Source organism: Mesorhizobium sp. M0030 (assembly GCF_040323695.1).
In the GTDB taxonomy this organism is placed as follows: Bacteria; Pseudomonadota; Alphaproteobacteria; order Rhizobiales; family Rhizobiaceae; genus Mesorhizobium.
In genome coordinates, this window is record NZ_JAMYVE010000015.1 from 134,904 (window position 1) to 147,992 (window position 13,089).

Consider the following 13,089-nt stretch of genomic DNA (forward strand, 5'->3'; position numbering starts at 1 on the left):
CCGAGACTGCGAACATGAAGCTGACGCCAGCAGAACTGGACGTCTTTGCCACTGCGTGCGCGCGTGACGTCGCGCCGAGCCGTCTTGAACGGGAAGTGCGCGCCTTCGAGATTGTTCCCGACTACGAGGCGTTCGTGAAGGAGAAGTCCGCCGGGCAGGCTGACCCCGTGCTTGCCCTGTTTCGGGCGCTCCTTCATGAATTCAACGAAAGGGGACTTGCGTGCGATCTCGCCGAGAGGCTCTTCTTCGAAATCTCATGGTCGGGGGATCACCAGGAAAGGATAGCGGCATTGGCGCGATCGGTTCGAATGCCGGCCGCGCCGCCAAACGCCCTCCAGGCGCTGCTGAAAAAGCGCAGCCATTTCATCACCGACCGAGGACTTTCAGAGCTGTTTACCAAGGTCCGCCCACGGGTGGCCATTGTGGTGGGAACATTCCTCAACGCCCAAGGTCAAGCTGTCTCGACAAGCGGGACCGCCTTTCTCGTGGGTCCCGACCTGATCTTGACGGCTCTACACACCTTCGACCCACTGCTTTCATCAGGTCGGTCCGCCCAGGTGCCTCAATCGTTTAAGGTCGTTTTCGACTATTGGGCGGGTGATCCGATTCAGGGCACGGCCGACCTCGCCAATCTCCATGGCGTGCGCGTGGTTGGATTGCACCCAACCAACTGGTTGGTTGCACAAAGCTCGCCCGTTCCATGGGCGGGCACCGTGGCGGCGCTGAACGACGAAGAGCTCGCGCAGCTGGCAACCGATCTTGATTTCGGGCTTATCAGGCTGGACGAAGCTGTTGGAAACCTTCCCGTCAGCGGCGGCTTCAGGGCGCGACGTGGCTGGTTCGCCGTGGACATGCCTGCGCCGCCGGCCTACGCAGTCGAGAGCCAGGTCGTCATGCCGCAGCATCCGCAAGGCATGTCAATGCAGCACGCATTCGGCAGGATACTCGGCAACTGGGATCCCAACACCCGTGTGATCTACGAGTTGGAAACTGACGAGGGCTCTTCTGGCGCCCCCTGTCTCAACAGCCGGATGGAACTGATCGGCATCCACAGCGCTGCATACAGGCCTGCAGGGGTACTCAAGGGAAATCTGGCCGTCCGCATCGATGCAATCCATCCGAAAGTCCTCACACATCTTCCGATCAACTCCGTGCAGCGAGCGGCAAAATCGATCTGGCGCGTGACACGGCCCGGAAGTGCCTTGGTCCCGGTGCTGGGCAGGGATAAGCTTCAGACGTGGCTCGACAACGCGACAAGTCCATCGCCCCAGACAAGGAGCCGCAGCAACAGGGTTTATGTCGCCGATGCGCCACAGAAGGGTGCCGGAAAGTCGTTCACGGCGGACATCGTGAGGACCTTTCTGGCGGCCGATGGAACGCAGAATATTATCGTGTTGGGCGGCGACACCGAGCTCATTCCCGAAACTCTGGAGGACTTCGTGCTCGCGCTCGCAGCCGGATTCGGGATGTCGAAGGAAGACCTTGGCGCCTTCCCACCAAGGCCCAGCGTTGACTTGCCAAAAGACGCCAAGGACGGGGACAAGGTCGATCGCTGGGAATCCCAGGAGATGCCGGAGTGGTTTTCCAAGCGGCTCGCCGCGCACCGCACGACCACGGTCAACACGACCGAAGTCTTGAAACGAATTGTTCAGGACAACATCGCGCTCGGGCGTCCCAACACACAAGAGGATCTCGCCATCGCAAATGCGAATCCGCCGGTGATGGTGTCGTCCGTGAAATGGGCGAAAACTTGGATACTGTTGGACGACCTCGACCAGCGTCCGCTGTCATCTCAGGTCCGCAAGTTCACAGCCGGCCTTATCGGCGCCGACATTGATGAGGGTGCGGTGACGGACGTGCGCGCCGAGCTGCAGTGGTTATTCCTAGGAGCCGTTCCAGAGTTCCTGACCTCGCAAGACATGTCCGTCGAGACGTTTTCTCCGGCCGACGTGCAAGTCCAGCATATCTCGGCCACATTTCAGGCAGCTTTTGACGAGGCCGGCATCCTGCAGGATCCGCTCGCCCTTGCATCGGGCGTACTGCTGCTGGTGCCCGGCGTTCTGCAGGGCGAACACGCAAAGGGCAATCTTGACCACACGCCGTTGAGCGTTTGTCAGCAGATTCTGGCAAATCTCATTGCCGGCGCCTACCAGAGCAGCGGGCACAAGCTATGAAAAGCCTCTCCGCCGACTATCTGACCAATCTCCTCGCAAGGTCGGACATTCGCGACCAGTTGGAGAAAGCGGTCGGAAAGACTGCTCTGGAGACGATCGTTCGGTTCGACGCGGCGTGGACGGGCCCCAACCTACCATCGTTCGAGCCGGCACGACCAGGCTCGGACGTGTCGGAGTTCGGAGCGCAGAAAGGCGGTCCCGACTTGCCGGCGCTTGAGGCAGCGGGCCTGTCCACGCCTGCCGATGCCGCGACACCCCCGCTTGATATTTCTGGGGCGTTGCTGCGCGCGGCCATCAGCTACAATTACCACCTCGACGCACTAAACCCTGACGTCAGGACGCGAGCATGGCTGCTTCGCCAGTCGGTTCTTGTTTCTGCTTCGGGCGCCAAACACCTGCGTCTTTTGAATGCCGAGCGACAGCGATTGCTGAATTCGGTCGACGCGACACTCGCGCTGCCTAGCTTGCTTGGTGAGTACGAGGCCGACGACCGCGCCATGCTGTCGACCCCGAACGCCGAGCTCGAGAAACTCGCCGACACGTATCTGCGCGAATTCCTCCGCGGACGCAGCGTCTCGGATGCGCTCTTGGCCAATCACCGCCGTGCGATCACGGCCGCCCGCGAAGAACTCGAGGGCGTCATGAACATCTCGCCCTCCGTCCCCTCGCTGGCGGAATGCCGGCGACGTGCCGGCCTGGCGGAAATCCTGATCCCGCTCGGCATTCTGATCGGAGTAGATCCGGCCAAAGCGCCAAAGAGCGTGGGAGACCGGTTCGTCGGGCGGGCCGAGGAACTGCTCATTTTGCGCAGCGTTGTCGATGAGCTGGCTTCGCACTCCGTCCTGGAATCGGCCAGCCGCGGCTTTCATCGCGTAATCCGCAGCAAGCCGAGGCTGCTTTCTCTTGTCGCGCGCGGCGGCCTAGGCAAGACGGCGCTGGTGGCGAAGTTCCTCTACGATCATGCGACGCTTTCCCGGCAGCAATTTCCGTTCGCGTATCTCGACTTCGATCGCTCGGATGTCCAGCCTCGCGGCCCCGGCTTGATGCTGCTGGAAATCTGCCGTCAACTGTCCTTCCAGTATCCGAACGCTGAGCAGGCTCTCCATCAATTGAGCGAACAAATGCGGCAGTCGCTCATGGGCCGGGCGACCGGCGACCTCAGGCAATGGTGCAAGACGTTTCGCAGCATCATCAGAACTGCGCTCAGGTTGAATGGCGCCGCGACGTTCCTGCTGGTGCTCGACACGCTGGAGATAGTGGAGTCCGACCTGGCAGCGACGGAGGGCGTCGTCATCTTGCTGCGTACCCTGGGCGCCGATTCCGAGGATCCATTTCTCGAATTCTGCGTTGTTGCCGCGGGAAGGTCTGGTGTCGACCAGCTTTCGGTCGGCGATGCGTTTGAGGTCACCCCGCTGAAGCTACAACCGCTCTCAGTAGACGACGCGCGGGGCATGGTCGAGCAGTTGGGCAAAGACCTGCTCCCCAATGAATGGGTTGAAAGCTGGTCGCGGCGGATTGCGGGGCGCAAGAAGGACCCCGACAGCCGCCGGGAGCCGCTCAGCCTGCGAGTAGCGGTCGAGATGGTGCGCGACACGAAGCCCGACATGCGAGCGACCGTCGTCGACGACATCGTCCGGCTGGGCGAAAGCGCCGACGACAAGTTCGTCGCCGCACTCTATGAGCGGCGCATCCTGGACCATGTCCGCGACGAACGCGCCCGCAAGCTTGCATGGCCCGGGCTGGTTGCGCGCAACGTCACGCGCCACATGGCGCGGGAGGTGCTGGCGCCGGTCTGCGGACTTGATGCGTCGGAAGCTGAGGTGGCTTTTGATCTCTTGTCCCGGGAGACATGGCTCGTCGAAGGACAGCCCGGCGGTGACAGCATTCGTCACCGCAGGGAACTCAGGGCGCGCACGCTCCCGCTGATGCGCCGCCGCGATCCGGAGAGGTTCAACCGGGTAGTCGAGGCGCTGATTGTTTACTACGCCGACCGGGACCCCGTCGAGCACGTATACTATGTCCTGCTGCGGGGCGACAAAGAGGAAATCTACTCGGATCGGAGCCTTCACGGTTACCTCCCCGAGTTCGTGGTCGACATCCAGGATTTCGAAACCGGTTCTCCAGCCTGGAATCTGATTCAAGCGAAGTTTGGCAAACGATCACTCGAATTCGACCATATGAGTCAGCTCCCGGATGATCTCTTGTGGGAGCATCTCGGTCGCACCGGCAGCGGTCTGCGCGGCATAAACGACCGCAGGATCGAGCCGCGTGTACAGCTTCTGGCCGAGCGCGACAGGCCGGCCTCGTCCGACGATGTTGGACAGCAGAGTGCTTGGCAGGCAATCCAGATCAAATGCGGATTCTGGTCGCGCCTCGACCCGGCCGCTCTGGTGATCCCCTCGGCCCAGTTCGATCTCACCCAATTCGCATTCTACGTAGCCCAGCTCTCGCTTGCCGGCGAACGCCCGCCAGCGTATTGGACCCAACGCTATCCTGCGTTGATCGATTCGCTGTACAGCAGCCGCGGCAACGACAACTGGCATGCGCTGACGCAGTCGTTGATCACCGCAGGACTCTACGACCCCACGCTTTTCGCCCACATCGAATGGCGCCTCGGCGATTCGCTCGCCGGCGCTTCCGGCCAGGGCCGTATGCGGGAATGCTCGCTACGATTCCTGCTGCAGGTCGGTTTCGAAACCCAAGGCACTGCACTGACGATCTGGGCAAAGGCGGAAAAGGATCGCATACTGGGCGGAATCTCATTTGCCGAATATGCCATTCTCGTCCACTGGGCGGGCGGCAGCGGTTCGCGCGGACGCGGAGCCTCCGACAAATTCCGCGCTCTTGCAACCGAGCATAGAGACGCTATCGAGCGCGGCTCGATGGCGGAGGTTCCAAGGCAGATACTCAAGGAGCGCGACGTCATCGCTGAGGCGACAACCCTTTTGAGCGCGATCGCGACCTGGGGTGACCGCAGCCGAATTCAGTGTTTCGCGCGACAGTACTGTTCCGTCAGGCAGCCTGAGTGGATCGTGCCGTTCGCCTATTTGCTCAACGCCTGCTTGCCCCAAACTTGGCAACAGGTGGTAGGGCAGGAGGTTTCATCAGATCGATACGACCCCGGGCGCCAGGGGTTCTTCGGCCAGATCACGTCGACGCTACGGCGCTCACGGATACCTGCGGACCTGATCGAATACTTGATGCTTGCTGATCGTGCGGGCGACTTTGATACTGTAGTTCGGCGCCTGTGCGAGTTGATCGATGCCAATCGAAATGTTGACATCCAGAGTTTGGACAAGATCCGACGGCAGGCACGCACGAAAATGGTAAATGTCGAGATGGTCGTTCCCGGGCATACTAGCAACGGGTGACAATGGCCAGATGCCCGAACAAATGTGGCGTTCGCGGTCTCAAGAACCGGCTGCGCATGATCCCGCCTCCGTCCATCGGCCCGGGCCGGCTCGGGCGCTTCCTGTGCCGACCAGGCGTTCCACCGGCGTTACGCTGTCAGCCCGAGAAGCGCCTGCGTTTCAGGGATGTACACTTCTACGCAAGCGCCTGGGACAGGTCGTCGTGTTCGAACGCCGACGCCATGCGGTTGACTTCGGCCTTGCCGATGCCGGCTTCAGCAGCGACGCCGCGCCAGTTCTCGACGGCTTCACCTCGCCAAGCGGCTGATGAGCCAGACCTTCGCGATTTTCGAGATCTTCGCCATTGCCGGCGTGCTCTACCTCGTGATCAATCTGCTGCTGATCGCGATCATCCGCGCCATAGAGCGCTCTCTCATGCGCCACGAGACCTCCTCTGGCCGAGATCTGGCGGCGGCGCAACCAAATCGATCGACCGTGGGTTCGTGGCGCCCCTGCTAAGATAGAGCGATCCGAAGACAAACTTGTCCGCTCAAGCACACACTCGAACTGAATTTCGCTGTCGGGGACGTCCGCTTTCAGGCGGCGGCTACGAGGCCCTGGACGGCCGAGACGGGGGCGCAAAGCAGTGGTTGGCGAAGTAAAAAGATCGAGAACTGTTCCTGTCGCCATCACGCCACCGCCAGTGCCGGCCGATTGCCCCAATTGGAACGGGCCCTGTATTCGGCCGTACGCTGCTCAGACTTGAATTACTCGTCCGGCTTCTGCAGAACGGGCGACGAGGCATTGGTGGTTTCTTTAAATTTCCGGTGACGCGAAACGACTTCGTCGCACGACAGTGGCTTTTCATCGAACATACGGCGGCATGCCACGGTAGTCGGAGCGCAGGTCCGCAGTCGCATTTCGGACGGCAAGAGGGCAACCTTATCCACCAAGGGCACCACTTGCGTTGTTGGCGATGGCGACGAGCGTCGGCCGCATCCATGCAGGTGCCCGAGTGGCGCCAGCGACAAGTGCTTTCTTGTCGCTCACCGATAGCTGGCGCGCGGCCACCTGGGCAACGTCGTGCGCAAGCATTGGATCCAGGTGACGCAGAGCGTGCACGACGGTGCCAGCGGCGCTGCCCGGGGCGATCAGATGCTTCGGGGAGGCGTGACGCAGATCCACAACAACGCGACGAGAAGGCCATCGGCCAGGTAAGTGCTCCTGGCCGGAACTTGCGTCAGAGGCCAAGCACGCTCGCAGCGCGAGCGCCCGCGATCTGCACCCGCGAGCCGATCTCGCGAGCGAGGGCCTGGGCGACGTTGTCAGGAGAGGGCGAGAGCGGGCCCAACCCAGGCGCGTTATTCCAAACGAGCAGGGACAACTTGCGGGGGTATTGCCGACTTCGACGTTGGATATTGGGGCGTGGGTCCATTTTGCATGTTGCCAACTGAATCACTGAGTGCCCGAGTTGCACGCGGCCAGTGGAATGAGCAAGCGGCGGCGGGTTTATGAATAGGTGGGGGCCGGTATTTTGCCAATGCTCAAATCGATTATAGTTGTGAAGAGCAGTTTCGGCCGTTTACTTGCCGCACAAGTCCCCATAAAAGGAGACAGCATCGATTCGATGTTATCCCTTGTCTTTCGCGTACTCGCGGTCCGTGGCGCCGAGTGGACGATTGAGGACCGCCAGCCCGCTCACTAGCAGGTCTGCACTGGCGGCTTGGGGCCCGTTGGTAAGCCACAGGAGTAGGACAATGTCGAAGGATTCGGGCAAGGGCGAAAATCACGGCGGCGGCCCCGGGAAGATCGAGATCACGGTGGTGGTGAACGGCCAGCCCACACAGGTCGAAGCCAATCCCAACCAGCCGCTTCACGTCGTCCGCACCAAAGCGCTTGAAAATACGCAGAACGTCGCCCAACCGGCCGAGAATTGGGAATTCAAGGACGAGGCCGGCACCTTGCTCGACGTCGACAAAAAAGTTGGCGATTTCGGTTTCGCGACCACTGTGACCCTGTTCCTCAGCCTGAAGGCGGGCGTCGCAGGTGCCTGAACTCCAAACTGTGGACCCGGAGGTGTCCCGAGCGAAGTTCGGTCGGCAGATCGGCTGGTTCCAAACACAAGCAGGTATTTACCGGGCTCAGGGTTGTTTCCTAATCGAGGCGAGCTTCCCGACGGCCTTCTTCATCTTCGTACCGCCGAAGATAAAGCCACAGATCATCGGTGCAGCTGTCGAGATCGACTTCTCCAATTACGACCTCCGACCTCCGTCGGTGGTCTTCGTAGACCCCTTTATACGCCGGCCGATTGCCCGGAAGGATTTGCTGCTCAGGATGCTGAGACGACCGCATCTACCCGGAACCCCACCGGATATGATTTTGGTCCTCATGCAGCAGAACGCTCTGTCGCTGTCGGACTTCATCCAGGCCAACAGTGCGGAACACACGCCATTCCTGTGCATGTCAGGCGTCCGGGAATACCACGACAATCCAGCCCATTCAGGTGATTCATGGCTTCTCCACCGGGGTTCTGGCGAAGGCTGTTTGGCCTTCATCCTGGACAAGATCATCAAGTACGGGACCGGTCCCGTGGAGCAGCTTCAGTATCAGTTCCAAATCTCAGTGGGAGCCATGATAGCACCCCTACCCGCCATTCCAGAATGACCGAGCTCAAGGATGTCGGGACAGTCGCTCTTCCCCGAGACTGTCTTTCAAGTGTCCAGGCGCACCTGCGCTCAGTTGGGCGACAGGGCCATGAGGGGATGGCGCTCTGGGTCGGCGTTCAGCAGGACCAGCACTTTGGCGTAACAGAGACCGTTATACCGGCACAGCGTCACATTCGGACGGGCGACGGCGTTTGCGTGATAGTTCCGGCCGAAGAACTACACCGGCTCAATGTCTGGCTCTACAAGAGCAGCCTTAAACTCTTCGCCCAGATCCATAGCCATCCGGGCCGAGCCTACCATTCGACGACCGACGACGCCTACGCGGTCGCTACGACGGTTGGGTGTCTGTCGCTGGTGGTGCCCAATTTCGCCCGCGAGCCTTTCGATCTTGCTCGGGTCGCCGCCTATCGACTTGACGCGAAGGCGAACTGGAATGAGGTCCCATCCGCGGCACTCAGGCGGATGATCACGATAACGGGTTGAACGATGGCACTCGCTAACTTCATCGACCGCGCCGCCACGGCAGCTTCTCAGGTGCTGGCCGACTTTCATCTATGCGACTTCAAAGCAGCCCTCGAAAAGCAGGTCGTGGCTGTGGCCTTCGACAGCCAAGCCGCTTCGTGTGCCGAGGGCCAGGCGACGCTTGACCTTACGGTCAGGTTGCTTGCCAGACTTTATCCGGTTCTGGCCATACTCCCCCTGGACATGGCCGCGAGCTCTCAAGCCCAAGCGCTCGAGCGCTTGGCAAAGTCGATCAATCCAAAAATCAGCATCCGGCGTTCCGGCAAGTATGCGACGGTCTGTGTAGCTGCAGGCGCGGTGCACCCATCACTTCGGTGCCCAACGTTTTTCATGGGATCGCAGGGTTGGGCGGCAAAGCTGTCGCGTACGGACCCGGTGGGCTCTGGCTCGAGCTTGCTGCCCTATGGAGCCGGCGCCGCAAGCTGCTTTGCCGCCGCCAACGTCTTTCGAACCGTCTTTGCTTCCCAGTTGACCGGCGCCGAGCTGGACGAGAACATCGACCTCTCTTTATGCACCTACAACAAGAGCAACGCCGGCGATTCCAGCCCCTTAAATTTCCCTGTCGACCTTGGCGAAACGCACCTCGTTGGGCTCGGCGCGATAGGCCATGGCTCGCTCTGGGCGCTGGCGAGGCAATCCGGTCTGTCGGGGCGCCTGCATGTAGTTGATCACGAAGCTATCGAACTCTCAAACCTGCAGCGCTACGTGTTGGCAGGTCAGGCGGAGGTCGGCCTCTCTAAGGCGGCCCTAGCAACCCACGCCCTTCGGTCCACCGCCCTTGAAGTGGAGGCGCACCCTATGAAGTGGGCAGAATATGTTGCGCGCCGGGGCGATTGGGTATTCGACCGAGTGGGTGTGGCGCTTGACACCGCCGCCGACCGTCTAGCTGTCCAAGGTGCTCTGCCCCGATGGATCGCGAACGCCTGGACTCAGGAGCAAGATCTAGGCATCTCGCGGCATGGTTTCGATGACGGCCAGGCTTGCCTTTGCTGCATGTACATGCCGACCGGGAAATCCAAGGACGAACACCAACTGGTCGCGGAGGAACTCGGAATGCCGGAAGCACACGAGGAGGTAAAAACGCTCCTGCAGACCAATACCGGAGTCCCCAATGAGTTCGTAGCTCGGGTGGCTACGGCGATGGCTGTGCCGTTTGAGCCGCTCGCCGCGTTTGTTGGCCAGCCCCTCCGTTCCTTTTATCAGCAGGTTATCTGCGGCGGCCTGGTGTTCCAGCTTAGCGATGGAAGTCGTCTCCTTCGAACCGTGGTTCCGATGGCCTTTCAATCAGCGCTTGCCGGGATCATGCTTGCCGCAGACCTGGTCAAGCATAGTGCGGGTTTTCCGATGAGTCCGACGACCAGCACTCGCGTGAATCTACTGCGCCCCCTTGGTTCTCACCTCCATGATCCGAAAGCCAAAGATTCCAGCGGCCGCTGCATCTGCAGCGATGAGGATTTCGTTGCCGCCTACAGGCTGAAATACGGCTGTGCCGTTGAACAGCTGAGCAACTGGTCCGCCTGAGAAAGATCTGAAGTCTTCGTTACCGCGGACGGCGCGCTGTCAAGCGCTCACCGACGTTTTCGACCACGATCGAGTGCCTGGAGAGCGCGGGGCGGATACTATGACACGCTCGGCCCGCTGCTTGCCAATGTCAGGCCCAGAACCCACGACAGAGATCCTTGAGCGACGCCTCGTCGTTTAACTTTTTTGTACTGTTATCTACGTTCGACCATATTCGTCGTCGAAGCGAACGATATCATCCTCGGCGAGATAATCGCCGCTCTGCACTTCGATGATCACCAGGTCAATTCTGCCTGGGTTCTCGAGCCGATGCTTATGGCCGCAGGGGATGTAAGTAGATTCGTTTGTCCCCAGGAACAACTCCTGCTCGCCATTGACGATCTTGGCGGAGCCGCTGACCACGACCCAGTGCTCCGAACGATGATAGTGCATCTGCAGGCTCAACTGGCGACCGGGCTTCACCTCGATGCGTTTGATCTTGAAGCGCTCGCCTTCCTCCAGAACCGTATAGGAACCCCAGGGCCGGTGTACCGTGCTATGGACCAGATGAGCTTCATGTCCCGAAGCCTTGAGGCACTCGAAGAGCTTCTTAACGTCCTGAACGCGGTCGCGGGATGTGACAAGCAAAGCGTCCGGGGAATCCACGATCACCAGATCGCTTACGCCCACCGTGCCGATGACGCGCTTGTCGGAGCTCACATAGGTGCCGGTCGTGTCGACCATGTGCACATCGCCGTGTATCCTGTTCCCGCTTTCGTCGGGGGCGATCAAATCGGCCATTGCGTTCCAAGATCCGATGTCGCTCCAATCCATGTCGCAGGGAATCACGGCAAGTTTGTTAGTTTTCTCCATGACAGCGTGGTCGAGCGAGATCCGCGGCGCGGAACCGAAATGCTCAAGCGCGAGTTCGATTTTGGCAAAGCCTTGGCATTGACTGGCGCGGCCGTTCTCGTAGCTGTCGGCGACGGCCTGGAGCACCTCGGGACAATGCAAAACCATCTCGTCGAGCATGGTTTGCGCACTGAAGCAGAAGATGCCGGCGTTCCAGAAGAAGCGTTGAGACGCGACATAGGCTTTGGCTGTATCCAGATCCGGTTTTTCAACGAAACGGACGACGTTCTCACCATCTGCTTCGATGTAGCCGAATGCCGTGTCCGGTCTGGTTGGGGTGATGCCCAATGTGGCGATCCGCCCGAGCTTCGCATGTTCCATGGCCAGGCCCATGACGTCTAGAAACGCAGGCAGGTTGCTAATCAGGTGATCGGCCGGGAAAACGCACAGGATCGCGTCAGGGCCTTGCGTTACCCTCGCATGGATCGCGGCTGCAGCCACGGCGGCGGCCGTATCCCGAGCTTCGGGCTCGAGCAGAAAGGTGCGTGGCAGGACCACGGAATCCAGTTCGTCAAATTCGTCCTTGGTCAGGAAGAGGTGTTCCCCGGATGTCACAGCGACGAGTTCCACGACACCTTCTATCGAAGCGGCGCGCAGCACAGTGTGCTGAATGAGAGAATATCCATCCGCTACTTTGAGGAAAGGTTTGGGGTGCGATTGCCTTGAGGCGGGCCATAGCCGCGATCCGGCTCCGCCGCTGATGATCACGGGAATCACTTTCATAACTAACCTCGATTTCGTCTCTGGAGTGATCGCCCGCGTTCTTTCGAGCGTCAGCGTCACGATCGCCGTCGCTCTGGCTTGTCTGCGGCCCCCCGCGTAACAGCGAAGTTCTGGCGCGTTGCGGGCGGCGCCAGATGACGACCCTATCGGTAATGTACGACGCCTCCACTGGCGTCGATGAGAAATGCGCATTCAACTAAGCCTGTTGGTTGCCTCTGCCGAATTGCGCAGGTCGCGGGTCTTAACTGAGATCAGAGACTTGGCTGTCTTCTATCAAAGTCAAACGACTTGGCTCCTTCAGATCGAATTCAATTACCCGTGGTGCGAATAGACGTGCATATCGTGTAAAGGCGCTCGTCGGGGGAAACCGAATTACGGTATCGCAGCGCCCGAGAAGATACATCTCAACGAGGGCGGAAATTCCGCCGTCAATCCCGAGTGCTGCAGTGTGTAAGGGGCCACCTTGATTGGATCCGAAGTGCTTCGGGACAGTGAGCAGATCGGGAAACCTGGCCGACAGAAGATCCAGTATCCGCGCGCTGTCCGTGCATAAGAACAGCCGCACAGGCCTAGGGTGCGGTAACGCCTTAGCCTTCTCAATTGCAGCGCACACTTGCCGAACGGCGAGCTCCGGATCGGCCCAGTAGGGCGCATGCTCCATGATGTCTTCACCGTTGCCGTGCCGAACATGAATCCCGATGATGCTGTGCCCCTCAAAACATTCCTGATAAATGGCATCTATGCGGGCTTGAATTTCTGGCCGAGGCTTGACACTCTGGAACACCTGCCGCTCTGCTTCCTCATCGCACCGCCACATCAGACAAGCGTCACACACTACTGTGTTCGCTTCGACATCGTGTTCGGCCTGAAAGAGCTCGCCCAACTCATCGCGCTCTTGGAAAATCTGCTCATCTGGCCGGTAAAGGCACTCGATCGCCGGCCTGTTCCACCACTCTGGGAAGAATGGACCAGGGAAGGAAACGTCGTTGATCCGGTCGTCGGAAATAGCCGGCACCCCAGCGATGTCATTGATCGGCTGGAAGAACACCGGAAACGCATTTGTGAAGGGTTGGTCGAGGTAGCAGGCCCCCCGCCAGTCGATGGCTAGAGTTCGTCCCGACCGCTGCGCGTAGCGCCAAGCGGCCGCCAACGACCACAGACAATCACCGAACCCCGTACGCCTCCGAGAGACGACGAACCGGCGCTTTTCCAATCCACTAACATGCATTTTCGGAAATCTCG

9 protein-coding genes and 1 pseudogene are annotated in these 13,089 nt (G+C 60.1%); 7 read left to right on the plus strand and 3 right to left on the minus strand.

Features of this window, described 5'->3' with window-relative positions:
* Window positions 1-14 precede the first annotated feature (14 nt).
* The 3 genes from NKJ80_RS26340 to NKJ80_RS26350 all read left to right on the plus strand — a co-directional run bounded on the left by NKJ80_RS26340 (window position 15) and on the right by NKJ80_RS26350 (window position 6,043).
* Window positions 15-2,174, plus strand: a complete 2,160-nt coding sequence (locus NKJ80_RS26340; RefSeq protein ID WP_023672410.1) for a trypsin-like serine peptidase — start codon at window positions 15-17, stop codon at window positions 2,172-2,174.
* Window positions 2,171-5,545: a P-loop domain-containing protein gene (locus NKJ80_RS26345; RefSeq protein WP_352498589.1), complete on the plus strand. Its 3,375-nt coding sequence runs from the start codon at window positions 2,171-2,173 to the stop codon at window positions 5,543-5,545. The genes NKJ80_RS26340 and NKJ80_RS26345 overlap by 4 nt, the downstream gene beginning before the upstream one ends.
* 306 nt (window positions 5,546-5,851) lie before the next feature.
* Window positions 5,852-6,043, plus strand: coding sequence for a hypothetical protein (locus tag NKJ80_RS26350; RefSeq protein WP_023672407.1), 192 nt, complete (start codon window positions 5,852-5,854; stop codon window positions 6,041-6,043).
* 423 nt (window positions 6,044-6,466) lie between these two features.
* Here NKJ80_RS26350 and NKJ80_RS26355 read toward each other — a convergent pair.
* Window positions 6,467-7,037 (minus strand): annotated as a pseudogene (locus NKJ80_RS26355) (DUF6088 family protein).
* 244 nt (window positions 7,038-7,281) lie between these two features.
* Between NKJ80_RS26355 and NKJ80_RS26360 the strand changes: the two are divergent.
* The 4 genes from NKJ80_RS26360 to NKJ80_RS26375 all read left to right on the plus strand — a co-directional run bounded on the left by NKJ80_RS26360 (window position 7,282) and on the right by NKJ80_RS26375 (window position 10,233).
* Window positions 7,282-7,578 carry a DUF2604 domain-containing protein gene (locus NKJ80_RS26360; RefSeq protein WP_023672403.1) on the plus strand — a complete coding sequence of 99 codons (297 nt, stop codon included), beginning with the start codon at window positions 7,282-7,284 and terminating at the stop codon, window positions 7,576-7,578.
* Window positions 7,571-8,188, plus strand: a complete 618-nt coding sequence (locus tag NKJ80_RS26365; RefSeq protein ID WP_023746214.1) for a putative metal-binding protein — start codon at window positions 7,571-7,573, stop codon at window positions 8,186-8,188. The genes NKJ80_RS26360 and NKJ80_RS26365 overlap by 8 nt, the downstream gene beginning before the upstream one ends.
* A gap of 98 nt (window positions 8,189-8,286) precedes the next feature.
* Window positions 8,287-8,673 carry a hypothetical protein gene (locus NKJ80_RS26370; protein ID WP_245261414.1) on the plus strand — a complete coding sequence of 129 codons (387 nt, stop codon included), beginning with the start codon at window positions 8,287-8,289 and terminating at the stop codon, window positions 8,671-8,673.
* Between the two features lie 3 nt (window positions 8,674-8,676).
* On the plus strand, window positions 8,677-10,233 hold the full coding sequence (locus NKJ80_RS26375; RefSeq protein WP_023672400.1) for an E2 ligase fold family C protein: 1,557 nt from the start codon (window positions 8,677-8,679) through the stop codon (window positions 10,231-10,233).
* 198 nt (window positions 10,234-10,431) lie between these two features.
* Here the strand turns inward: NKJ80_RS26375 and NKJ80_RS26380 are convergent, their stop codons facing one another.
* Both NKJ80_RS26380 and NKJ80_RS26385 read right to left on the minus strand, forming a co-directional pair.
* A complete protein-coding gene (locus NKJ80_RS26380; RefSeq protein ID WP_023746212.1) occupies window positions 10,432-11,847 on the minus strand; it encodes a mannose-1-phosphate guanylyltransferase/mannose-6-phosphate isomerase in 1,416 nt (471 codons plus the stop codon).
* 241 nt (window positions 11,848-12,088) lie between these two features.
* The gene (locus tag NKJ80_RS26385; RefSeq protein ID WP_023708037.1) at window positions 12,089-13,075 is read right to left on the minus strand and encodes a nodulation protein NodZ; all 987 of its coding nucleotides are present in this window, start codon (window positions 13,073-13,075) and stop codon (window positions 12,089-12,091) included.
* Between the last annotated feature and the right edge of the window lie 14 nt (window positions 13,076-13,089).

What these genes read in the sequence shown, in the direction of transcription:
- NKJ80_RS26340 (WP_023672410.1), top strand. Translation starts at nt 15, where the DNA reads ATGAAGCTGACGCCAGCAGAACTGGACGTCTTTGCCACTGCGTGCGCG.
- NKJ80_RS26345 (WP_352498589.1), top strand. Translation starts at nt 2,171, where the DNA reads ATGAAAAGCCTCTCCGCCGACTATCTGACCAATCTCCTCGCAAGGTCG.
- NKJ80_RS26350 (WP_023672407.1), top strand. Translation starts at nt 5,852, where the DNA reads ATGAGCCAGACCTTCGCGATTTTCGAGATCTTCGCCATTGCCGGCGTG.
- NKJ80_RS26360 (WP_023672403.1), top strand. Translation starts at nt 7,282, where the DNA reads ATGTCGAAGGATTCGGGCAAGGGCGAAAATCACGGCGGCGGCCCCGGG.
- NKJ80_RS26370 (WP_245261414.1), top strand. Translation starts at nt 8,287, where the DNA reads ATGGCGCTCTGGGTCGGCGTTCAGCAGGACCAGCACTTTGGCGTAACA.
- NKJ80_RS26375 (WP_023672400.1), top strand. Translation starts at nt 8,677, where the DNA reads ATGGCACTCGCTAACTTCATCGACCGCGCCGCCACGGCAGCTTCTCAG.
- NKJ80_RS26380 (WP_023746212.1), bottom strand. Translation starts at nt 11,847, where the DNA reads ATGAAAGTGATTCCCGTGATCATCAGCGGCGGAGCCGGATCGCGGCTA.
- NKJ80_RS26385 (WP_023708037.1), bottom strand. Translation starts at nt 13,075, where the DNA reads ATGCATGTTAGTGGATTGGAAAAGCGCCGGTTCGTCGTCTCTCGGAGG.